Genomic DNA, 21,030 nt, shown 5'->3' with positions numbered 1-21,030 from the left:
GCGGGTTCGCCGTTTCTCAGCCCTCGACGGGTGCGGCGAGCCAGTCGGTGCGGCGGGACAGCAGACGGGCCCGGGAGCGGGCGACGTCGAGCGCGAGGATCGACACCGCGCGGTAGGCCGACGGCTCCTGGGCGACGACGAGCGCGACGTCGGCGGTGTCGGGGGAGCTCAGCGCGAGCGGCAGGAGCAGACTGACCTTCTCCGCCGTCGCATCCCAGGCCGGGACTGGGCTGCGCGGGTCGCGGTGGGCGCGGGTCTCGGCCCTGCGGATCGCGCCCTCCATCACCAGGCCCGCCAGGTAGGGGTTGGTGCGCAGCTCGGCGGGCAGCACCGCGACGGACTCGCGGTTGTCCAGCAGCGAGCGGGGATGGGCGGTGAGCGGAAGCCGCCAGTCGAAGACGAGCTCGGCCGGGTCGGCGGTGAACTCGGCGCGGCCAGGACGGTCGGGGAAGCGGTCGGCGACGCGCGGGTCGTCCTCCACCACCCAGCTCTGCAACGCCCAGGGCGCGCCGTCGGGGTTCGCGCCGGGCAGGCACAGCGCGTAGATCACCGAGTCGTCGGCGGTGGTGAGACCCGTGTCGAAGAGGCTGCGTGACCCGTCGGCGGCCACCGCGATCCGGCGCTGCGCGTGCAGGCGTTCGAACGTCTGCTCGAGGTATTCGCGCAGGAGCCATGTGCCGTCGCGGCCGGGGGCGGTCCAGGGTTCGGGGGCGGCGAGCCTGGCGAGCCTGTCGAAGCAGTCCTCGGTGGTGGTGCCGTCGATGCGCAGCGGGCCGAGCTCCACCTGTTCGTACAGCGCGCGGGCCGGGCGCGCGGGACGGGTGGCGGCGGCCGACGGCGGATCGCCCACCAGCCTTCCGAAGTCGGGGAACCCGCGGCCCTCCGCGAACGAGGGCTTCGACTCGTGCAGCGTCACGGGGCCAGGCTAACTGATCTCTCTTTGGTCCGGGATGGGCCGGAAATATGGCGGTCTGTAGGCTTGGCTGCCATGACGACGTACCAGGAGGCCACCTCGGTCACCCCCCAAGGCGATGGCGAGTACGCCGTCCGCCTGGCCGAGGAGTACAGCTTCGGCGAGGCGGTCAACGGCGGCTACCTGATGGGCGTGCTGCTGCGCGCCGCCGTCGCGGAGTCGCCGCACGCGCACCCGCTCACCACCGCGGCGAGCTTCCTGCGCCCCGCCCAGCCGGGGCCCGCCCAGGTCGTCGTGGAACCGCGCAAGACCGGGCGGACGGCGGCCACCGCGCGCGTGTCCCTGGTCCAGAACGGCAAGCCGATCGTCGACGCCATGGTCACCACGGGCACGCTCGACCCGACGTCCGAGCCCGCCTACCAGGGGGAGCGGCCGCCGATCCCGCCGATCGAGGAGTGCCGCCCGTCCGGCCACGACAGGAGCGGGTTCGTCGCCCAGGTCGACATGCGCTTCGACCCCGCCGTCATGGGGTGGCTCGACGGCGAGCCGAGCGGCAGGCCCGAGATGCGCGCCCACTTCAGGCTCGCCAGCGGCGAGGACCCCGACCCCTATGTCCTCGCCCTCGCGCTCGACGCGCTCGTGCCCGTCGTCGTCAACACCGGGAACGTCGGCTGGTCGCCGACCGTCGACCTCACCTGGCACCTGCGCGCCCTGCCCGCGCCCGGGTGGCTCACCGTGCACGGCGGCGGACGGCTCGTGCGCGACGGGTGGAACGACGAGGACGTCGAGATCTGGGACTCGTCAGGCACTCTCGTCGCACAGAGCCGTCAGCTCGCGCGTACAGCGCGTACTCGTAAGTAACACCAACATTGCGGGCGCATGTATTGAGCGTCACACAATGTGCTTCGGCCAGTTCGCATAGCCTAAGGCGTCATGTCAGACGCGCCGATCGGAATCTTCGACAGCGGCTTCGGCGGGCTCACCGTCGCGCGGGCCGTCCTCGACCAGTTGCCCGGGGAGCCGATCCTCTATCTCGGTGACTCGGCGCGTCAGCCGTACGGTCCGAGGCCCATCGCCGAGGTCCGCGAGTACGCCCTCGAGATGCTGGACAAGCTCGTCGGCGAGGGCGTCAAGATGCTCGTCATCGCCTGCAACAGCGCGAGCTCGGCGATGCTGCGGGACGCCAGGGAGCGGTACGCGGGCATCCCCGTGGTCGAGGTGATCTTCCCCGCGGCGCGGCGTGCCGTCGCCGCCACCCGCAACGGCAAGGTCGGCCTGATCGCCACGCACGCCACGGTGACCAGCCGCGCCTACGACGACGCCTTCGAGATCGCCCCGCACATCGACCTCACCAGCGTCGCCTGCCCGCGCTTCGTGGAGTTCGTGGAGCAGGGGGTCACGATGAGCCCGGAACTGCTCGACGTGGCCCGCTCCTATCTCGCTCCCATCATCGAGGCGGGGTGTGACACCCTGATTCTGGGATGCACCCACTACCCGCTGCTGACCGGGGTGATCTCCTACGTGGTAGGCGACGGCGTCACCCTCGTCTCCAGCGCCGACGAGACAGCCAAAGACGTCTACCGACTGCTGCACGACAGGGGAATGGCCCGCGCGGAGGCCGCCGCCCCACCCGTCCACCGGTTCCGCGCGACCGGCGACCCCGAGGTGTTCGCCGCGATAGGACGACGCTTCCTCGGACCGGTGATCGGCTACGTGGAGTCGCCGTCCGACACCAGCGTCTTCCGACTCACCCCATGACCCACAGCCAGTAGAGGAGCTCCCCGTGCGGGTGACCGTGATCGGCTGCTCTGGCAGCTTCCCGGGGCCGGACAGCCCCGCCTCCTGCTATCTCTTCGAGGACGAGGGCTACTCGCTGCTCCTCGATTTCGGCAACGGCGCGCTCGGCGCGCTCCAGCGCCACCACGACCTGTACGGCATCGACGCCATCGCCATCTCGCACCTGCACGCCGACCACTGCATGGACCTGTGCGGCTACTACGTCGCGCGCAAATACTGTCCCGGCGGGGAGAAACCCCGCATCCCGGTATACGCGCCGCCGCACGCCGACAAGCGCATGGCCGAGGCGTACGACCTGCCGATCAATCCCGGCATGACCGACACGTTTGACTTCGTCCCGCTGGCCGCGGCGTTCCAGGCCGGGCCGTTCGAGATCACCGTGCGGCCGGTCAACCACGTCATCGAGTCCTACGGGTTCCGGGTCACCTCGGGCGGCAAGACCGTCGCGTACTCCGGCGACACCGGCCGCACCGACGTCCTTGTGGACCTCGCCCGCGACGCCGACCTCTTCCTGTGCGAGGCGTCATTCCTCGACGGCGACAACCCGCCCGACCTGCACCTCAGCGCGCGCGAAGCCGCCGAGTACGCCGAACGCGCGGGGGCCGCAAGGCTCGTCCTGACGCACCTGGTGCCGTGGAACGACTCCGAACGCTCGATGGTCGAGGCCAAGGACGGCGACTACTCAGGCCCCATCGACCTCGCCCGCAGCGGAGCCGTCTACCGGCTCTGATCGCGACGGTAGGGTGGGCGGTATGCCTCGCCCCGACGGTCGTGTGAACGACCAGCTCCGACATGTCCGTATCCAGCGCGGTTGGCTCGACCACGCCGAAGGCTCGGTGCTCGTCGAGTTCGGCGGCACCAGGGTCCTGTGCGCCGCCTCGGTCCAGGACTCGGTGCCGCGCTGGCGACGTGACAGCGGCCTCGGCTGGGTGACCGCCGAATACGCGATGCTGCCGCGCGCCACCAACACCCGCAACGACCGCGAGTCCGTCAAGGGCAGGCTGGGCGGGCGCACGCAGGAGATCTCGCGGCTGATCGGGCGGTCCCTGCGGGCCTGCGTCGACTTCAAGGCGCTGGGCACGAACACCGTCACGATCGACTGCGACGTCCTGCAGGCCGACGGCGGCACCCGCACCGCGGCCATCACCGGCGCTTATGTGGCGCTGGCCGACGCCGTCACGTGGATGCAGGGCAAGCGGCTCACCAAGGGGGACCCGCTGCTGACGTCGGTGAGCGCGATCAGCGTCGGCGTCGTCGAGGGGGAGGCGCGGCTCGACCTGTGCTACGCCGAGGACGTCAAGGCCGACACCGACATGAACGTCGTGTGCACCGGCGACGGCAGGCTGATCGAGGTGCAGGGCACCGCCGAGGGCGTCCCGTTCTCGCGCGAGCAGCTCAACGAGCTGCTCGACCTCGCGCAGCTCGGCTGCACCGACCTCACGATGATGCAGAAGGAAGCCCTCGCGCGATGACCACGCTGGTGCTGGCCACCCGCAACAAGGGCAAGATCGCTGAGCTGCACGATCTGCTGACCGCCTTCGACGTCGTCGGGCTCGAGGCGTTCCCCGACGCGCCCGAGGTGCCGGAGACCGAGCTGACCTTCGCCGGGAACGCCCTGCTCAAAGCCCGCGCGATCGCCGCGCACACCGGCCTCACCGCGGTCTCCGACGACTCGGGCCTGTGCGTCGACGCTTTGAACGGCATGCCGGGCGTCCTGTCGGCCCGCTGGTCCGGCCGGTACGGCGCGGCGGCCCCCGAGGGCGTCGACCGCGCGAACCTCCAGCTGCTGCTCGACCAGCTCGCCGACGTCCAGGACTTCGACCGCGGCGCCCACTTCGTCTGCGCCGCCGCGATCGTCCACCCCGACGGCCGCGAAGACGTCTTCGAAGGCCGCATGGAAGGCCGCATCGTCCGCACCCCCCGCGGCGCCAACGGCTTCGGCTACGACCCCATCTTCGAGGTCACCGCCCTCTCCCGCACCACCGCCGAACTAACCCCCCACGAAAAATCCACCCTCAGCCACCGCGCCCACGCCTTCCGAGCCCTAGCCACCTCCCTAGGCGCCTAACCCACCCCGCCCCGCCCCGCCCGCCGCATCCCGGGCCCCTTCGGGCCCCCCGCGACCACCGGCTGCCAGCGATGCGTTCCCGGCGCGCGTGCCGTTCCATGGCCGTCTAGCGCTTCTGGGGGCTGGTGACGTTCATGTCGCGAGGGTGGACAAGGGTGTAGTCCTTGAGCTGGACGTGGAGTTGTACCGCCCGCATCCAGCGGGTGCGCGGGTCGTCGTAGGCGATGGTGGCGGCGGTGGGGGTGAGCCCCAGCGGGGTGGGCCTGTAAAGGACTCCGGTGAGCGCGGCCGGGGCGATGCGATCGGGCCGGAGTATGACGTATCCGTTCCGGAGGTGCGGACAGAGGCGTGTCGCCCGTTCCACGCATCCCGGGCACAGCGGCGGATGCGCCGTCATGACCGGGGCGGGCCACGGGCCCTCCGCGCTCTCGTACTCCCGCTGGGACAGCATCCAGACAGCGCTCTTATCGCACGGTTTCGCGCACACCTGGCACAGCAGACGCTCCATCGCGCGCCGCTGCCGGAGGGGGTGGACGGCCTTGAACTGCGGAACCCCGACCCCGGGACTGAACACTTTCCGCGTCCACAACACCCCTGATCCGTCGCGGTCCCGCTTCGTCTCGTCGGCGTACGCGATCCGCCCGTCACGAACCACGACCGCGAACCCCGGCGCCCTCTCCGACGACCAGGCCGTGATGAACGGCACCACCCCCAGCCCCCCCGATTCCCGCACGCTCACAGAACGCTTACGCCTCGACATTCGCACACACCTTTCTGTAATCGGAAGACGAACTCCCACGCGACCGTCCGCGCGCGGGTGGAGACCGCAGGAGAGCCTTGCCGTGCCGAGGCATTAGAAGCTCCCCGCCGCGAACGCCTCAACGCGGAGCATCACAGCCGCCTGCTTCTCCAACTCGGCCTCCAGAGCCTCTTCGGTCGCCGTGTACATGTCCCGGGCACTCCTCCGCGAGATCGGACATCGAGCATCGAATCGAGCCAGATGGGTACCGGTCGTTCATAGTTTCAGTTAGCGATCTGCGTACTGTACTGAGGTTGATACGGTAGCGAGTATCTATTCCGTAGAGGCGTACTGGCAAGACCTTCTGTAGTCCTTTGGTCCGGAATAGTGACGGACCCAGGGCTGACGTAGCGCTGCCCGCTAGCGAAGAGGAATCCGCGACGTAGCGCTTCGGTGTACGGATAACCTGACCCTCGACGTTCTCCGCACGGGGACGTCACGAAGCACGGGAGAGTCGATGATCAGCCCCTACGTTCGCCGTCTCCGACTGGCCAGCGAACTCATCCGTGTGCGGACCGCTCAGAAGATGACCCATGAGCAGCTCGCCAAGAAGATCAACGGGCATCGCCCGACGATCAGCAAGTTGGAGAACGGCCACATCGCGCCCAACCTCGATGACGTGCTCAAAATCTTGGACGTCCTCCAGGTCACGGGAGATGAGTGGGAGCGGATCGTCCGGATCGCCCGAGAAGCGGCCGAGCGCGGCTGGTGGGAACTCAAGGCCAAGTCCATGGGCGAGCGGCAGGCCCTCTACGCCAACCTGGAAGCAGGAGCGACCCTCATCCGCGAGTTCCAGCCCTGCATGGCTCCGGGCTTGTTGCAGAGCCCGGAGTACATCCGGGCACGGCTGGCGGCGAAAGGCTGGACCAAGGGTGCCGCCGGAGCGACTCCCGACGGCATCGTCGATGGGCGAATGGGCCGCCAGCGAATGCTCCACCGGCCGAGGGGACCTCTGTATGAGGTCATCCTCGACGAGGTCGCCGTTCGCCGAGCGTCCGCACCACCGGAGGTCCTGGCGGCCCAGTTCCAACTGATGGCCGACAAGGCCCGCGAGGAGAAGATCAGCCTCTTGGTCCTCCCGGTGGACGCGATCATCGGAAGTTTCGCCGTACCGACCGTCACGTTCTCGATGTACGACTACCCCGAAGACCCTCCGGTGGCGGCCGTGGAGAACGTCGGAGCCGACTACGTGGCCACCAGCCCCGAGGAGGTCGAACGCTACATCGACCGGTATGGCCTACTCCGGGATGCCTGCCTCAGCCCGGAAGACAGCATCGAGCTATTGATTACGTCAGCAGACCGGCTGCTGACCGGCCCCTAGGAAGAAACGACATGAACCGCGAGCAGTTCGCCGCCTGGCGCAAGTCGACGTACAGCGACGACGACGCCAACTGCGTCGAAATCGCACTGGGAAACCGTGGCAGCATCGGCGTCCGCGACAGCAAGAACCCCACCCACCCCGCCCTGGTCTTCACACCGTCGGCCGTTACGCGCCTCGCCCGCAGCATTAAGGCCGACAAGCACCTGTAAGCCCGAACAAGAACAGAACGAGGGCGCCGGCGAACACCCGCCGGAGCCCTCAACCGCACCGAAACCCTCGCGAGACAGACTTCGAGGCGGCTTTCCCCGTCTACCGGCTGGGATGACAACCGCTGATGCCTGCTTCCCTTTCCTCCAGCGCCCAAGCTGCCCGACAACGCCGCGGACCATCACGGCTGACTACGTTCGTCTGTGGTGTCAGATATGTCGGGCCACCGCCGCCAGCGTACGGCTTACGCCCCACAGAGCAGGCTTTGTGCTGTGATCAAGCCACCCACATCAGGGATGAAAAGGCGCACGGTGCGGGTGGGTGGAGGGTTGTGTCTGGGGATGCCTGGCATGTCAGAATCGGTGGGGGGTGGATCATGTGGCGGGGAGGGTGGGATGACGGGGACGCTGTGGGGCGTGTTGCGGGAGAAAGGGCCGGCTGAGGAGGTCGTAAGGGTCACGAGGCTTGTTGAGCATGCGGCTGGGCTGCTCGGCAGGATTCCGGACACGTTTCCGACTTATACGTTGCACGATCGGACGCATGCCGAGAACGTCATCACGATGATGGAGAGGCTGCTTGGGCCGCGGCTTGGTGAGGTCAGTGGGCTTGAGGCGGCCATCCTTATTCTGTCGGCGTATTTTCATGACATCGGCATGGTGTTCAGCGAGGGGGAGCGGGCGACGCTCAGGGACGCGTCGGATTTCGGGGCGTATCTGGCGGGTCATCCGGGGGCGGCCCTGGCCGTCGCGCGGACGCCGGAGGGGCCGTTGCCGGTTGAGGTCGCGGAAGGGTACTGCCGGTGGGCGCATCCCGAGCGCGTCGCGGCGCATCTGACGCCGGAGCGCCTGCCCGTTCCGTTGACGTGGTCGGTGATCGACCTCGCGCCCTACCTCGCGGCGGTGTGCCGCAGCCACGGGCACGACGCGCGCACGCTCTACGACGACGACGCCTTCCCGACCGAACTCCTCGCCGACATCGACGACGTCGCCGACCTGCGCATGTGCGCTGTGCTGCTCAGGCTCGCGGACATCCTCGACTTCGACCGCTCCCGCACCCCCGAAACCCTCTACCGCTACCTGGGCCTCGCCGAGTCCGCCGCCGCGCGGGACCAGGTGAGCGACCGGGAGTGGCGCAAGCACTACTCCTGCGCGGGCTTCCGCTTCCCCAAGGACCGCACCGCCGGGTACACCCTGGCCTTCGTCGCGGGCCCCGACGACCCGGCCGTCGAACGCGACATCCGCGAGTTCCTCGACGTCATCGAGGAGGAGTTCCGGGTCTGCGCGAAGGTCGTCCGCACCTGCGCCGACCACTGGCGTGACCTCCCTCTCCCCGGCCCGATCCGCCGCGATCAGATCCGCAGCCAGGGCTACACCTACGGCCCCTACCGGTTCACGGCGAGCCGCACCGAGGTCCTTGAACTCTTCACCGGCGACAACCTCTACGACACCCCCTACGCCTTCCTGCGCGAACTCCTCCAGAACGCACTCGACACCAGCCGCGACCGCGCCTTCGCCGAGGAGGCCCGCACCGGCCGTCCGCACACCCCGGGCCCGGTCCGCGTCCGCGACTGGCGCGACCGCGAGGGCTGCCTGTGGATCGAGGTCTCCGACGACGGCCGAGGCATGGACGAACACATCCTGCGGGACTACTTCCTCCAGGTAGGCCGCTCGTACTACACCTCCGAGGAGTTCCAGGCCGAACTCCTCACCTACGAGCACGGCAGAGGCCGCGAGTTCACCCCCATCAGCCGCTTCGGCATCGGCATCCTGTCCTGCTTCTCAGTCGCCGACCGCGTCGAACTGTCCACCCTGCGCGCCAGCCCCGACGCCCACCCCATCCGCCTGTCGATGTGGGGCCGCGACGGCTTCTTCGCCCTCCAGACCCCACCCGCCCAGTACTCCGCCAAACCCATGCCCGGCCCGCACGACGACCTCCCGGGCTACCGCACCACCCCCGGCACCACCATCACCCTCCGCATAGACCCCCGCCGCGAACGCGGCGACCTCGACGTGCGCGCGGAACTCGACAGCTGGATCGCCTTCCCGGAAACCCCCGTCGAGTACGCCGGCGACCGCGTCGGCCTCCCCGCGACGCTGTTGTCCGGCCCGCCCGGCCCCCTGAAGGTCCCGGTGCCGGATCTCGCGGAGCAACTGAACACTTTCGGCAAGGAACTCGGCATCCCCCAGGCCGTGGACCCCGCGCTCGCGCTCGTGTTCACCCCGCTTCCCCTGCCCGAACTCGCGCCGGAGGCGCGGTGCGGGGGCCTGCTGTTCGCGGTGCATCTGACGGGGGTGCGGACGACACCGCTCGGCCTGGGACCCAACCGCCACCGGACCTGGGATGTGCGGCTCCGAGGTCTCTCGGACATCCTCGGGCCGGACGGAACCGAGGGGATCTTTCTCGTGGTCGAGTTCCAGAAGCATGACATGTCCCGGACGAATCAGGTCATCGAGCCGCAGACGGACACCTACCGTGTTGATCTGTCCGCGCTTCTCTACTCGCACCCGGAGTGGCGCGACGTCTTGTCCGCTATCGCTGACCTGCCCGTGCTGAGCCACAACGGCATGTTCGTACCCTTTTCCCTACCCTTTGATGAGCAGGTCTTCCCGTCGAGAGCCCTTCTCACGGCCACAGCCGAGGAGCGGGCCGTCGCCCACGTGTTCGGCCACTTCGCGCTCGGCGACCGGCTGCGACCGGACGTTGACGTCGCGCGTGGGCGGGTGCGTGACCTCGGCTGGCCCGTCCTGTCGGCGATCGAGCTCGCCACCCGGCGCGCCCTGTCCGTCGCCGGGCTGACCACCAACGAGGGGCCGATCCGAACGGATACCAACGAGCTCCGACGGTCCGCAGACCCCGCCCTCACCGAGCTGATGGCGGACCCGCTACTCGTCGGCGAGCACGGGTGGGCCGCCGAGCAGATCGTGCGGACCTCCTCGGGCACGGCACGGGTGGACGACCTCACCGTGGGAGACCGGGTCGAGTTCAACGTCGAGCCCGTGTCGGACTTCACGGCGCGTCGTTGCGCCTGGACGCTGCTCGCGACGCGGACCAGACTCGTGGTCACCGACGTCAATTCGGCCCTGGTCCACGCTCGGGTCGACGCGGTGGGCCCGCAGGAGCCTTCCGCCGCCGAGCTGCTGTTCCCGCCCCTGTTCTTCCTCACCGTCGAGGGCTCGGACGGCCTCGTCGTCCCCGGTGTGTGCCTGAACCGAGAACACCCCTACACGCGCTGGCTGCTGCGCGAGTCCCCGGCCCTCGCCGCCGACCATTCGGCGTTCTTCGCGACGCTGCGGCGCGAAACCCTCAACCTCGTCGCGATGCTTCCCCGCAGAACGGACCCCGAGGTCGTGACGCGCATCAACGACCTGCTCGACCGGCTTGAGGTGGCCCGACCCCAGGCAGACAAGGCCCCAAGGCTACGGATCGAGGGCCTGCTAATCCGGAAGGCTACTCGGTGAGGGTGGTGCGGAGGCGGACTTGGGTGCCGTGCCAGCCGGCGCGGATTTCGACGAGGTCGACGAGCATGCGGGCGGACCAGAGGCCGAAGGAGGGGGCGTTGGCGGATTCGGGGGGGAGGTAGCTTTCGAGTTCGTCGGGGTGCCAGAGGCCGATGTCGGCGACCTCGCAGAAGGCCGTGTCGTGGGTGGTCCAGAGGATCACCTGGACGGGCGGGGTGCCGTGGGTGAGGGCGTTGGTGGCGATCTCGTTGATGGCGGTGATGAAGCGGCCCATGACGAGGGGGGACATGCCGGAGCGGGTGCAGTGGTCCTTGACGAAGGCGCGCATGCCGGCCAGGTCCAGCGAAGTGACGTCGCGGCGGGCCGCGTCGGCCGGGACGGGCGGCAGCGGGGTCTTGTCGCAGCGGGAGTTGTAGACCTCGGTGTGCTCGTAGGAGTCGTTGTAGGCGGGGAACATGCCGCCGTCGAGCAGCTGCGGGTGGGTGCGGCGGGCCTCTGACTCGATGTCCTCGCCGATGACGCGCCGGTCGTAGGAGCAGATGACGCTGACGCCCCGGTTGTCGAACACGGTGTTCACCAGCGACTCGTACCGCCCCCACTCGCGCGCCTCCCACGGCGCGCGCCCCTGCCACGCGACCTCCGCCAACGCCCGGACGGGACGGCCCTGCGCGGTCCGGACGATGTCCATGTACTGGGAGATCGTCCGGACGGGGTGGCGGTAGAAGTGCTCGGCGTCCGCGAAGACGGAGATGACGTCGCCGAGCACGTCGCGCACCGCGTCGTAACACCGGCGGGGGATCGCGGCGATGATCATCGCGTCCTGGTCGAGTCCTTCGCGGACGTAGGGGACGGCGGTCGCGAGGTACTCCTCGTCCTTGCCGTAGAGCAGTGCCTGGTGTTGCAGCGCCGCGCCGGTCACACCGACCTCCAGCCCTTGCCGCGGGTGATGCCCGGGAACAGGTGGAAGCCCACCATCTGGATGACGTTCTCCAGGTCCGGGGTCGGGTTGTCCAGCACGAGGCCGTTGCCCCGGGTGAGGTCCAGCGCGTGGGCGCCAAGCATCTTCAGGGCTCCAAGGTCGATGAACTTCAGTCTGCCGAGCTCAAGGTGGACCTCGGCGCGCGGGGCGCTCACCGAGGACAGGGCCTTGGTGAACACGGGGTGCCTCGCGCTGTCTATCTCGCCTTCGAGCCGTAGCCCGTGCGGCGCGTACGTGCGGACCATGCGCAGCACGCCGTCGTCATAGTCGGGGTTCACTTCGACGAGCACCTCGTGGTGGTTCTGAAGCGCGCTGAGCGCGTCGGCTGAGCGGACGGCGCGCGTGTCTACCTGGCAGACGGCCATCGCCTGCGTGCTCGGTCCGACGACGCACTCCATCGCGCCGTCGCACGCGAGCATGAAGTCCATGCCGCCGGGGAGCGCGGCGGCCCATGTCATGTCGGCGGTGATGCGCAGCGCGGGGAAGCGGCCTTCGTGGGCCCGGTCCATCTCACGCTCCAGGGTGCGGCCGAGCTGGTCGGGGTCGGCGCGGCCGTGTCTGGCGCAGGCCCGCCGCCACGGGATCACCTCGAGGTGGCCCGCCTCGGCGAACGGCCTGACGTCGATGCCGTGCCTGTCGTACATGCCGGGAAGGTGCTGCGGTGGGGCGTCGGTGACGCACACGACCCGCTGCGCCGAGCGCAGGCCGTCGTAGACGAAGTCGCCGAGCACCCGCCGTTTCTCGTCGGGGTGGGTGGAGGCGAGCCAGGCGTGGTCGCCCGGGCGCAGGTCGCCGACCGACCGGAGCGTGGTCCAGCCGTGCCCACCCGCTGCGTGCTCAGTTGCGTCCATGGTGCTCCGCGGTCGTCCGCGACATGCGTGCCGGATCGTCTGTGGTAGCCGTTGGTGTCGACCACACTACGCCGCCGGGCGGAAGACCGTGGGCAGAGTGACCGGTTCTGTGGATTTCTTCCTCCGGGTATCTGAAAATCCCTCCTCGCCGGAGGAGGAATGCTCCGCTCACACGGGCAGCCTTGCGGCGTCGGCGCGGCCGACGGGGGTGTGGATGCGCACGCGGGTGCCGTGCGGTCCGGTGCGCACGTGGACGGCCCCCGACAGCATCCGCACGGCCCACAGCCCGAGCCTTGCCTGTTCGTGCGGTCTCGGCGGGACATGTCCGACGTGTTCCGGCCCGTCGGGGGCCCAGCGGCCCTCGTCGGCGACCTCGCACACCAGCCCTCCCCCCTCCGGCCACATCCGCAGCGTGACGGGCGGCTCGCCGTGGTCGAGCGCGTTGGTGGCGACCTCGGTGACGGCCACGAGCAGCTGGTGCAGCCGGGTCCCGGCGACCCCGTGCCGACGGGCGTGCACGCTGACGAGTGCGCGCAGGTCGCGCAGGTCGCGCGAGCCGACCGACACGAACGCCGAGTCGCGCGGCGCGGGCGCGAGCGGCGTCCGGTCGGCCGACGACAGGTACTCGTGCGGGTTCTGGTAGTCGGGGTTGGGACGGCGGCCAAGGCCGTCGGCGAGCTCGGGGTGGGTGAGCCGTGCCGTCCGCAGGATCGGTTCGGGAAGCCGCAGGTCGTAGGCGCACATGATGTGCGCGCGGGTCCTGGCGAACACCACGTTCACCAGGGCCTCGACCCGCTGCCACTCCTGGTTCTCCAGGTGCGTCCTGCCGAGCCACGCCTGTTCGCCGAGCAGCCTGATCCCGCCCGTGCCCGCCTCGTGCTCGGCCAGGTCGCGCACCCGCGCGACGATCCGGGCGGGGTGCAGGTAGAAGTCGGTGCTGTCGATGTAGGAGATCGCCCCGTCGTGGGCGGCGAGCTCGCGGCGCAGCCGTTCGGTCTTGCCCACCGTGACGGCGAGGACGGGCACGCCGTCCTTCGCGCCGTCCCGCAGGAAGGGGACGGCGGCGTTAAGGAAGGCGTCCTCGTCCGGGTAGGGAAGGACCGCGTGTGTGAGGGGCATCAGCTGTCACCAAGCTCGATTCCTGGCAGCCGTGCGAGGCCGACCACTTCGATGACGGAGCGCACGACCGGGTCCACGTGGCGCAGCACCACGCGGCAGCGCGGGCCGCGCCTGCGGGTGAAGGCGGTGAGTTCCTTGAACGCGTCGAGGCTGACGAACGAGACCTCGGCGAGGTCGAGTTCGAACATCTCTGACGTGCGGGGCAGCGCGTTCAGGGCCTCGCCGAAGCGGATGCGGCGGGAGTCGTCGATCTCGCCGCGCAGGTGCAGGCCGATGGGCTGGAACGTGCGCGTGATGGTGAGTTCCGGATCGTCGAAGTCCGGGTTGGGCAGGACCCGCACCTCGTGGTGCGCGTCGAGGAGGGTGTACTGCCAGCCGTGGCATTTGCGGACGTCGGTCTGGCAGATCGCGGTGACCGACACGCTCGGCGCGACCTTGGCGTCGAGGCGTTGTTCGCAGAAGTCCATCCGGGAGTCGCCGAACGGCTGGGCGAGCACCCACGAGTTCTCCGCGGTGAGGCGGATGCCCCGGAACTCCTGCTCCTCGGCCTTGGCGATCTCGTCTTCCAGGGTGCCGAGCAGCTTGTGCGGGTCGAACATGCCCTCGGTGAGGCATGCCTCGCCGAGCGGGATCAGGGTGAGCAGGCCCTGACGGACGGCGGGGGTGAGGTCGTGTCCGTACAGGCCGGGGAGCTGCCAGTGTTCGGCGTCGGTGATGTAGATGACCTTGTCGCGGATCTCGAGGCCGTCGGATATCCACGGGCCGATGACGTGGCCCTGCTCCTCTTCCGAGGCGTACGGGAACCACGCGTGGTCGCCGGGCAGTAGGTCCCTGACCGGCCGGTAGACCTGCATGGTGTTCCGCATTCCTCAAGCGCCCCCAGCAAAGCCGACCACACCAGGGTACGCGCCGGTGCCTTTGTGTGCAGTGCCGTTTTCTCACATATCGACGGCCTCGCGTGCGCTGCCCGGATTCGCTGGCCTGTCCCGGCCGGAAATGGGACGAGACGGTCTCGCTGAGACCGTCTCGGTGAGGGGTGGGGCCGGTGGGACTCGAACCCACAACACGACGGACCTAAACCGCCGGCCTCTGCCAATTGGGCTACGGCCCCCGGAGCCCCGACGATATCAGCGGGACGCCCGCGGCGTTCAGAGAGCGAGCTCCCTGCGGATACGGGCGACGTGGCCCGTGGCCTTCACGTTGTAGTACGCCTTCTCGACCTTGCCTTCGGCGTCGATGACGAACGTCGAGCGGATGACGCCGACCGTCACCTTCCCGTACAGCTTCTTCTCGCCGTACGCGGAGTACGCCTGCAGGACCTGCTTGTCCGGGTCGGACAGGAGCGGGAAGGTGAGGCCGTCGCGCTCGGCGAACTTGGCGAGCTTGGCGGGGGCGTCGGGGGAGACGCCGACGACCTTGACGCCGGCCTCGGCGAGTTCGGGGAGCGCGCCCTCGAAGTCGACGGACTCCTTGGTGCAGCCGGGGGTCATGGCGGCGGGGTAGAAGTACAGGATCACCCGCTCGCCGCGCAGCGACGACAAGGTGAAGGGCTTGCCGTCGGCGTCGTCGAGGGTGAAATCGGGGGCTTCATCGCCTGGTTCAAGACGATCTGTCACCTTGGGTCCTTTCGCCATGAGTGCCGCCGGTCCAAACTTACCGGTCGCGTTCCGCCGGTCTCGCCGTGCCACCCGGCCGTGCGACCTGCGAGACTGATCGACACCAACGACACTACGCCGAACATGGGGACGCGGGATGGCCGACAGGAATCCTGACCTGATCAAGCAGCAGATCGAGGACGAGCTGGACGATCTCGCGCGCAACATCGACGCGCTCGCCAAACGGATCGCGCCGGGCGCGATCGTGCACCGGACGGGTGAGCGCGCCCGCGAAGAGATCACGCACGTCGCGCACGCGCTCGGCTCGGTCGTCGCGCCGAAGGAGGGGCAGGACTCGCCGCTGTCGCAGGAGCAGCGCAAGCGGCTGCTCATCGTCGGCGGGGTGCTCGCCGCGGGCGTCGCGCTGCTGGTCATCGGCTCGCGCAGGTCGGCCAAGAAGACGGTTGTGAAGCTCACCCGGGGCTGACGGCGCGCTAGAAGAACTGGGGAAGGTCGGGGCGGTGGGCGGCGAGGCCCTCGGTGAGGATCGCCTCGGCCGCGCGCTTGCCGGGGGTGAAGGGGTGCGCCATGAGGGCCTGGAGCGCCAGCGCGCGGTCGCCGGTCGTGGCGGCCCGTGAGGCAAGGCGCTCGTAGCAGGCGGCGGCCTGGGTGAGGCCGCGCACCGGCAGCGGAAGATCCCCGACGGGCAGCGGCTCGGCCCCGCGCGCGCCCACCCGGCACGGGATCTCCACGACGGTGTCGGCCGCGAGCGACGGGATCGCGCTGCCCCCGTCGGGCAGGGTGTTCGGCACATTGAGGATCATCCGGCGGCCCTCGTCCCCGGCGATCGCGCAGATGACGTCGATCGCGAACTCGCCGTGCTCGCCGCCGCCCCGCTCGCGTGACGGGTCGGGGTCGGCCTTGTGGGACTCGGCTTCGACCTGGGCGTAGAACGCGGGAAGGGTCGCCATGATGTCCTGCGCGCGGGTGGTGCCCTTGGCGCGCAGCTCCGCGACGACCTCGTCGTGGAAGAAGTAGTACTTGGCGTAGGAGTTCGGGAGGAATCCCAACGCTTTGCCCAGATCGGCCATCCGCGACGGGTCGCGCCACGGCGTCGCGCCGCCGTCCGGGGGTTCAAGGGCCGCGAGCAGGGGCGGCAGATCGAGCGGCTTGCCCCGGTGTCGCACGGTTTCCGCCCAGGTGAGGTGGTTGAGGCCGATCCAGTCGGCTTCCAGGCCGTCGAGTCCGAGCAGCGCCTCCCACATCTCGGTGTCGCCGACGTGCTGGTCGCACAGGCCGAGGAAGCGACGGCCGGGGAACCGCTGGAGGACGGCGTCGGTGACCACGCTCGTGGGGTTGGTGTAATTGACGATCCACGCGTCATCGGGCGCGAGTTCCGCGAGCTCGAGCAGGGGCGGGACCGAGCGGCACGCCATGAGGAAGCCGCCCGGCCCCGCCGTCTCCTGGCCGACGACGCCGTGCGCGAGCGGGATCGACTCGTCAAGGTGGCGGGCGGGCATGCCGCCGGGGCGGAACGTGGTGAAGACGAAGTCCGCGCCGTCGAGCGCGGTCTTCAGCGCGGGATGCTCGGTGACCGTGCACAGGCCCTTGAGCATGCCGCGCGCGAGGCGCGCCATCAGCTCCATCGCGGGGACATCGGGGTCGTGGAAGGCGAGTTCCGCGCCGCGCAGGGCGTCGGCGCGGTGCAGGACGCCGCGCACCACCCCCGGCAGATAGCCGCTTCCCGCGCCCACGACGGCGATCTTCACTGGCGTCCTCTCAGGGTCGGCTGGGCGCGCGCGACGGACTCCGCGCCACGGTCGAGTTCGGAGTCGGGGATGTGCTCGACCACGAACGCGTAGTTCTCCAGCACCTCGCCTGGCACCTCGCCGGACTCGCCGAACGCGGCGATCTCGCCCCAGCAGGGCGCGCCGAGCGAACCGCTGTAGTGCCGCACGGACAGGCCCGCGCACAGGTTCGCGAACCGCAGCCGCTGCGACAGGCCCCACCCGGCGAGCGTGCCGTAGACGAACGCGGCGGCGAACACGTCGCCCGCGCCCGTCGGGTCGAGCGCCGTCACCGGAAGGGCCGGTTCCGCCGCGCGCTCGGAGCCGCGCGCAGCCAGCGCGCCGGACGCGCCGCACTTGACGACGACGGTCGGCACGAGCCGCGCGAGGTGCTCCAGCGCGGCGGCGGCCGTCGACGTGCGGGTGTAGGCCATCGCCTCGACGGCGTTCGGCAGGAAGACGTCGACGTGCCGCAGCCTGTCGAGCACGTCGGCCGACCAGGTCTCCGTGGGGTCCCAGCCGAGGTCGGCGACCACAAGGCCGCCCTTGGCACGCAGCTCGATCGCCCACGCCGGGACGGGCTGGGCCACGTCGATCACACAGGTACGCGCGGGCGGCGGCGTGCCCACGGGGGCGAGCGGCGGGAGCGGGTTGACGTAGGTGACCATGCTGCGGTCGGCGTCGTAGGCCATGGACACCGTGACGGGGCTCGACCAGCCGGGCATCCGCCGCGACCACGTCAGGTCGACGTTCTCCTGGTCGGCGAGGGTGTCCCACAGGTAGGCGCCGAAGATGTCGTCGCCGAAGGCCGCCGCAAGGCCCACCCGAAGGCCGAGCCTGCTCATCGCGACCGCCATGTTCGCGACGCCGCCGGGGGCCGAGCCGAGCCCGTCGGTGATGACCTCGCCGCCGGGCGGGGGCGGGCCGGGCAGGCCGGTGAAGATCATGTCCATGTAGACCTGGCCCGACAGGAACACGTCGAGGCCGGGGGACGAAGGCGCGGGACGAGAGCCGCACGGGTCGCTCATCGGCCTGCCTCCGCGACTAAAGGAAGGTTTGTCCCTCGCCACGATAGGTCGGGACGGTGCGAACTGTGCGCTCGCCCGAGATCAAATGTACGGCCTCGAACCGCTCGCAGAGTTCGCCGGCCTTGGTGTGCCTGAACCACACGCGGTCGCCGACCTCGAGGCCGTCGGCGGCGCGTCCGACCAGCGGGGACTGGACCTCGCCCGCGCCCTCAAGGCCGGTGAACTTCAGGCCCTGCGGGAGGTAGGGCTGGGGGAGGCGCAGGGCGTCGGCGGGGCCCGAGGCCAGGTAGCCGCCGCCGAGGCAGGTCGCGACGCCGGGGCCGGGGCGGCGCACGACGGGGAGGGCGAACAGGGCGGCGGGGGTGCCGCGGAACGCCGTGTAGTGGTCGAAAAGGTGCGGCTGGAACAGGCCCGAGCCCGCCGCGACCTCGGTGATCGCCCGCTCGGCGACCGTCCACTCGATGCTTCCCGTTCCGCCACCGTTCACGAACTCGATGTCGGCGACCTCGCGGACCCGTCGGACGATCTCGCCGCGTCGGGCCGCGAGTTCGAGCCGGGACCGCGACTGCATCGCCCGGATCAGCCGCGCCCGCGCGGGCTGGCCCGCCGGGTCGTCGCCGACCCCGGCGATCTGCGACTCGTAGCCCATGATCCCGACGAGGCGCAGGTGCGGGCGCTTGGCGATCTCGTCGGCGAACGCCCGGGCCTGCGCGGGCGTGACGATCGGGGACCGCTGCGCGCCGACCTTGATCCGGCCGCCGAGCACCCGGTATCCGGCGTCGATGTCCATGCACACCCGGATCGGGTGGCCGTCGGACGGCAGCATCTCCAGGTGCTCGAAGCAGTCGACCATCAGGGTGACGACGGAGGCGGCGTGCGCGTCGTCGGCGAGCCTGCGCAGCGCGCCCTTGTCGGCCGTGGGGTAGGCGACGAGGATGTCGTCGCTGCTGCGGTGCCCGGCGAGCCACAGGGCCTCGGGCAGGGTGAAGGCCATGATCCCGGCGAAACCGTCGGTCTTCAGCGCCTCCTCGATCAGCGCGCGCACGCGGACCGACTTGCTCGCCACCCGCACGGGCTTGCCCCCGGCACGGCGGACGAGGTCTGCGGCGTTCGCACGGAACGCGTCGATGTCGACGATCGCGAACGGCGCGTCGAACGCCGAGGTGGCCGCGTCATACCGCGCCCTCAACTTCAGGGGGTCCATAGCGGTCCAGCCTGTCATAGAACATTAAACATGAAAAGGCTTCATGTATATTTCGCGGTGCGGCCGGGGCCCCAGCGCGCCCGGGGTCCCGGCCCGACCAGCCTGTCTCGGGCCGGTCGGCCCGGTCAGAGGGACGAGAAGAAGTCCCAGAGGTCGGCGGCCATGGTCTTCGGCCAGACGTGTCCGCCGCCGTGCGGGCAGAACCTGACCCTCACCCCCTTGTTGTTCCCCGCGCGGCAGTCGCCGTCGGCGGTCAAGCGCGCTATTCCGGCGTCGTTACGGAAGAACGTGACGGCCTTGGAGACGGGGGCGAAGGGGCGGGTGTCGTCAAAGTCGCGGTTGCCGCCGCCGTCGTAGGGGACCGAGGTGTCCTTGCGGCCGTGCGCGATCATGGCCGAGACCGGGTGCTTCGGGGCGCAGTCGATCACCAGGGACGCCGAGACGACGCCGATGCCCTTGACGCGGCCGGGGCCCTCGCAGGCCAGGCGATAGGCCATGCCGCCGCCGTTGGAGAAGCCCGCTACGAACACTTTGTCTGGATCGGCTGCTCCGACGTCGATGAGGTGCTCGATGAGCTGGGTGAGGAAGCCGACGTCGTCGATCTTGGCGGCCTTGGCGGGGCCGCAGCACGCGCCGGCGTTCCAGCTGAGGGCGAAGCCGTCGGGGTAGGCGACGAGGACGCCGTGGTCGTCGGCGACGCGGTCGAAGCCCGATTCCTGCTGGAAGCGGTCGGCGGTGGACGCGCCGCCGTGGACGGCGACGACGAGGGGGAGGGGGCCTTCGGCTTTGGGCGGGACCCTCAGTTGGTACTCGCGCCAGCCTGGGCCGTCGACGTCGATGCGCTCGCGGTGGGTGCCGGCCGACCAGGGGATCTTGTCGGTCTTTTGTGGCGGGTCGCCCTGGTCGTCGGGCGTGGTGCATCCGCTCATCAGCAGGATGAGCGCGACGAGTACCCCGAACCACCGCATAACGCCCAACCTAACCCGCACCGCATCTTCCGGTGAATCGGCAGGTGGCGCGGGGAGCGCATAGACTGCGTCCCTTCCGAGTGCTGTGAGGCGAGGGCGTGAGTTACATCCTGGCGTTGTCGTGTCCGGACCGGCCCGGCATCGTGGCCGCCGTCTCCGGGCTGCTTGCCGCGAAGGACTGCAACATCCTGGAGAGCCAGCAGTACGGAGACCAGTCCACCGGACGGTTCTTCCTGCGCGTCCAGTTCACCGCCGACCTGCCGCTGTCGGAACTCCAGACGCTGTTCGCGCCCATCGCCGCCGAGTTCGGCTTCGACTGGCACCTCGGCGACGCGGCGAGCCGCATGAAGGTCATGATCATGGTGTCGCGCGAGGGGCACTGCCTGAACGACCTGCTGTTCCGGGTGCGTTCCGGGCTGCTCGACATCGACGTCGTCGCGGTCGTCTCCAACCATCCGGACATGCGGCCGCTCACCCAGTCGTACGGGATCGACTACCACCATCTGCCCATGTCGATGGGGAAGCCCGCGCAGGAAGCGGAGATCCTTACGCTTTTCGAGCACTACCGGGCCGACCTCGTCGTCCTCGCGCGGTACATGCAGATCCTCACCGACGACCTGTGCGCCAAGCTCCAGGGCCGGGTGATCAACATCCACCACTCGTTCCTGCCGTCGTTCAAGGGCGCCAAGCCCTACCACCAGGCGCACGCGCGCGGCGTCAAGCTGATCGGCGCGACCGCCCACTACGTCACCCCCGATCTTGACGAGGGCCCGATCATCGAGCAGGAAGTGGCCAGGGTGGACCACACCCAGACGCCCGAGGACCTGCGCCGCGTCGGCCGCGACATGGAGTGCCTGGCGCTGGCCAGGGCCGTCCGCTGGCACGCCGAACACCGCGTGGTGCTCAACGGCGACAAGACCGTCGTCTTCCGCTGAC

Annotated in this window: 21 protein-coding genes and 1 tRNA gene; 10 read left to right on the top strand and 12 right to left on the bottom strand. The window is 69.9% G+C overall.

From position 1 onward, the window contains the following. Positions 1-16: 16 nt before the first annotated feature. Positions 17-916: a DUF3825 domain-containing protein gene (locus R9X44_RS28165; protein WP_319817332.1), complete on the bottom strand. Its 900-nt coding sequence runs from the start codon at positions 914-916 to the stop codon at positions 17-19. Between the two features lie 72 nt (positions 917-988). Between R9X44_RS28165 and R9X44_RS28160 the strand changes: the two genes are divergently transcribed. The 5 genes from R9X44_RS28160 (at position 989) to rdgB (ending at position 4,778) form a co-directional block, all read left to right on the top strand. Beyond that, a complete protein-coding gene (locus R9X44_RS28160; RefSeq protein WP_319817331.1) occupies positions 989-1,774 on the top strand; it encodes a thioesterase family protein in 786 nt (261 codons plus the stop codon). 72 nt (positions 1,775-1,846) lie between these two features. Next, positions 1,847-2,671 carry a glutamate racemase gene (murI, locus tag R9X44_RS28155; protein WP_319817330.1) on the top strand — a complete coding sequence of 275 codons (825 nt, stop codon included), beginning with the start codon at positions 1,847-1,849 and terminating at the stop codon, positions 2,669-2,671. 25 nt (positions 2,672-2,696) lie between these two features. Continuing rightward, entirely contained in the window at positions 2,697-3,440 is a 744-nt protein-coding gene (locus R9X44_RS28150; RefSeq protein WP_319817329.1) for an MBL fold metallo-hydrolase, read from the top strand. Between the two features lie 22 nt (positions 3,441-3,462). Beyond that, the gene (gene rph / locus R9X44_RS28145; protein WP_319817328.1) at positions 3,463-4,182 is read left to right on the top strand and encodes a ribonuclease PH; all 720 of its coding nucleotides are present in this window, start codon (positions 3,463-3,465) and stop codon (positions 4,180-4,182) included. Continuing rightward, positions 4,179-4,778, top strand: a complete 600-nt coding sequence (rdgB, locus tag R9X44_RS28140) for an RdgB/HAM1 family non-canonical purine NTP pyrophosphatase (RefSeq protein ID WP_319817327.1) — start codon at positions 4,179-4,181, stop codon at positions 4,776-4,778. Before rph ends, rdgB begins: the two co-directional genes overlap by 4 nt. Before the next feature lie 106 nt (positions 4,779-4,884). Here rdgB and R9X44_RS28135 read toward each other — a convergent pair whose 3' ends face one another. Beyond that, a complete protein-coding gene (locus R9X44_RS28135) occupies positions 4,885-5,487 on the bottom strand; it encodes a hypothetical protein (protein ID WP_319817326.1) in 603 nt (200 codons plus the stop codon). 547 nt (positions 5,488-6,034) lie between these two features. Between R9X44_RS28135 and R9X44_RS28130 the strand changes: the two genes are divergently transcribed. The 3 genes from R9X44_RS28130 (at position 6,035) to R9X44_RS28120 (ending at position 10,563) form a co-directional block, all read left to right on the top strand. Then, positions 6,035-6,898 (top strand): helix-turn-helix transcriptional regulator, encoded by an 864-nt coding sequence (locus R9X44_RS28130; protein WP_319817325.1) that lies wholly within the window; start codon positions 6,035-6,037, stop codon positions 6,896-6,898. Positions 6,899-6,909: 11 nt separating this feature from the next. Continuing rightward, on the top strand, positions 6,910-7,107 hold the full coding sequence (locus tag R9X44_RS28125; RefSeq protein WP_319817324.1) for a DUF397 domain-containing protein: 198 nt from the start codon (positions 6,910-6,912) through the stop codon (positions 7,105-7,107). A 651-nt stretch (positions 7,108-7,758) separates the two neighbouring features. Beyond that, the gene (locus tag R9X44_RS28120; protein WP_319817323.1) at positions 7,759-10,563 is read left to right on the top strand and encodes a hypothetical protein; all 2,805 of its coding nucleotides are present in this window, start codon (positions 7,759-7,761) and stop codon (positions 10,561-10,563) included. On the opposite strand, the gene R9X44_RS28115 is transcribed toward R9X44_RS28120, so the two are convergent. The 6 genes from R9X44_RS28115 to bcp form a co-directional block, all read right to left on the bottom strand. Then, the gene (locus R9X44_RS28115) at positions 10,553-11,482 is read right to left on the bottom strand and encodes a sensor histidine kinase (protein ID WP_319817322.1); all 930 of its coding nucleotides are present in this window, start codon (positions 11,480-11,482) and stop codon (positions 10,553-10,555) included. The genes R9X44_RS28120 and R9X44_RS28115 overlap by 11 nt on opposite strands. Next, on the bottom strand, positions 11,479-12,393 hold the full coding sequence (locus tag R9X44_RS28110) for an MEDS domain-containing protein (RefSeq protein WP_319817321.1): 915 nt from the start codon (positions 12,391-12,393) through the stop codon (positions 11,479-11,481). The genes R9X44_RS28115 and R9X44_RS28110 overlap by 4 nt, the downstream gene beginning before the upstream one ends. Before the next feature lie 168 nt (positions 12,394-12,561). Next, the gene (locus R9X44_RS28105; RefSeq protein ID WP_319817320.1) at positions 12,562-13,512 is read right to left on the bottom strand and encodes a sensor histidine kinase; all 951 of its coding nucleotides are present in this window, start codon (positions 13,510-13,512) and stop codon (positions 12,562-12,564) included. Beyond that, complete coding sequence (locus R9X44_RS28100; protein WP_319817319.1) at positions 13,512-14,378, bottom strand: MEDS domain-containing protein; 867 nt, start codon at positions 14,376-14,378, stop codon at positions 13,512-13,514. The genes R9X44_RS28105 and R9X44_RS28100 overlap by 1 nt, the downstream gene beginning before the upstream one ends. Positions 14,379-14,549: 171 nt before the next feature. Then, positions 14,550-14,623, bottom strand: a tRNA-Leu gene (locus R9X44_RS28095). A 37-nt stretch (positions 14,624-14,660) separates the two neighbouring features. Next, positions 14,661-15,146: a thioredoxin-dependent thiol peroxidase gene (gene bcp / locus R9X44_RS28090; RefSeq protein ID WP_413774995.1), complete on the bottom strand. Its 486-nt coding sequence runs from the start codon at positions 15,144-15,146 to the stop codon at positions 14,661-14,663. A 118-nt stretch (positions 15,147-15,264) separates the two neighbouring features. Between bcp and R9X44_RS28085 the strand changes: the two genes are divergently transcribed. Further along, positions 15,265-15,594, top strand: a complete 330-nt coding sequence (locus R9X44_RS28085) for a DUF3618 domain-containing protein (protein ID WP_319817317.1) — start codon at positions 15,265-15,267, stop codon at positions 15,592-15,594. Between the two features lie 7 nt (positions 15,595-15,601). Here the strand turns inward: R9X44_RS28085 and R9X44_RS28080 are convergent, their stop codons facing one another. From R9X44_RS28080 to R9X44_RS28065, 4 genes are all read right to left on the bottom strand, one after another. Beyond that, the gene (locus tag R9X44_RS28080; RefSeq protein WP_319817316.1) at positions 15,602-16,876 is read right to left on the bottom strand and encodes a glycoside hydrolase family 4; all 1,275 of its coding nucleotides are present in this window, start codon (positions 16,874-16,876) and stop codon (positions 15,602-15,604) included. Beyond that, a complete protein-coding gene (locus R9X44_RS28075; protein WP_319817315.1) occupies positions 16,873-17,922 on the bottom strand; it encodes a PfkB family carbohydrate kinase in 1,050 nt (349 codons plus the stop codon). The genes R9X44_RS28080 and R9X44_RS28075 overlap by 4 nt, the downstream gene beginning before the upstream one ends. 16 nt (positions 17,923-17,938) lie before the next feature. After that, positions 17,939-19,126, bottom strand: coding sequence for an amino acid deaminase/aldolase (locus R9X44_RS28070; protein ID WP_413774994.1), 1,188 nt, complete (start codon positions 19,124-19,126; stop codon positions 17,939-17,941). A gap of 125 nt (positions 19,127-19,251) precedes the next feature. Then, on the bottom strand, positions 19,252-20,094 hold the full coding sequence (locus tag R9X44_RS28065) for an alpha/beta hydrolase family esterase (RefSeq protein ID WP_319817314.1): 843 nt from the start codon (positions 20,092-20,094) through the stop codon (positions 19,252-19,254). Between the two features lie 98 nt (positions 20,095-20,192). Between R9X44_RS28065 and purU the strand changes: the two genes are divergently transcribed. Next, the gene (gene purU, locus R9X44_RS28060) at positions 20,193-21,029 is read left to right on the top strand and encodes a formyltetrahydrofolate deformylase (protein WP_319817313.1); all 837 of its coding nucleotides are present in this window, start codon (positions 20,193-20,195) and stop codon (positions 21,027-21,029) included. Position 21,030 lies beyond the last annotated feature (1 nt).

The organism is Actinocorallia sp. A-T 12471 (genome assembly GCF_033875155.1).
In the GTDB taxonomy this organism is placed as follows: Bacteria; Actinomycetota; Actinomycetes; order Streptosporangiales; family Streptosporangiaceae; genus Actinocorallia.
The sequence above is the reverse complement of the archived record's forward strand: the minus strand, read 5'-3'. Positions and strand labels throughout refer to the sequence as shown.

What these genes read in the sequence shown, in the direction of transcription:
- R9X44_RS28075 (WP_319817315.1), bottom strand. Translation starts at nt 17,922, where the DNA reads ATGAGCGACCCGTGCGGCTCTCGTCCCGCGCCTTCGTCCCCCGGCCTC.
- rdgB (WP_319817327.1), top strand. Translation starts at nt 4,179, where the DNA reads ATGACCACGCTGGTGCTGGCCACCCGCAACAAGGGCAAGATCGCTGAG.
- R9X44_RS28160 (WP_319817331.1), top strand. Translation starts at nt 989, where the DNA reads ATGACGACGTACCAGGAGGCCACCTCGGTCACCCCCCAAGGCGATGGC.
- rph (WP_319817328.1), top strand. Translation starts at nt 3,463, where the DNA reads ATGCCTCGCCCCGACGGTCGTGTGAACGACCAGCTCCGACATGTCCGT.
- R9X44_RS28085 (WP_319817317.1), top strand. Translation starts at nt 15,265, where the DNA reads ATGGCCGACAGGAATCCTGACCTGATCAAGCAGCAGATCGAGGACGAG.
- R9X44_RS28100 (WP_319817319.1), bottom strand. Translation starts at nt 14,378, where the DNA reads ATGCGGAACACCATGCAGGTCTACCGGCCGGTCAGGGACCTACTGCCC.
- R9X44_RS28130 (WP_319817325.1), top strand. Translation starts at nt 6,035, where the DNA reads ATGATCAGCCCCTACGTTCGCCGTCTCCGACTGGCCAGCGAACTCATC.
- R9X44_RS28125 (WP_319817324.1), top strand. Translation starts at nt 6,910, where the DNA reads ATGAACCGCGAGCAGTTCGCCGCCTGGCGCAAGTCGACGTACAGCGAC.
- R9X44_RS28065 (WP_319817314.1), bottom strand. Translation starts at nt 20,094, where the DNA reads ATGCGGTGGTTCGGGGTACTCGTCGCGCTCATCCTGCTGATGAGCGGA.
- bcp (WP_413774995.1), bottom strand. Translation starts at nt 15,146, where the DNA reads ATGGCGAAAGGACCCAAGGTGACAGATCGTCTTGAACCAGGCGATGAA.
- R9X44_RS28110 (WP_319817321.1), bottom strand. Translation starts at nt 12,393, where the DNA reads ATGGACGCAACTGAGCACGCAGCGGGTGGGCACGGCTGGACCACGCTC.
- murI (WP_319817330.1), top strand. Translation starts at nt 1,847, where the DNA reads ATGTCAGACGCGCCGATCGGAATCTTCGACAGCGGCTTCGGCGGGCTC.
- R9X44_RS28105 (WP_319817320.1), bottom strand. Translation starts at nt 13,512, where the DNA reads ATGCCCCTCACACACGCGGTCCTTCCCTACCCGGACGAGGACGCCTTC.
- R9X44_RS28070 (WP_413774994.1), bottom strand. Translation starts at nt 19,126, where the DNA reads ATGGACCCCCTGAAGTTGAGGGCGCGGTATGACGCGGCCACCTCGGCG.
- R9X44_RS28120 (WP_319817323.1), top strand. Translation starts at nt 7,759, where the DNA reads ATGGTGTTCAGCGAGGGGGAGCGGGCGACGCTCAGGGACGCGTCGGAT.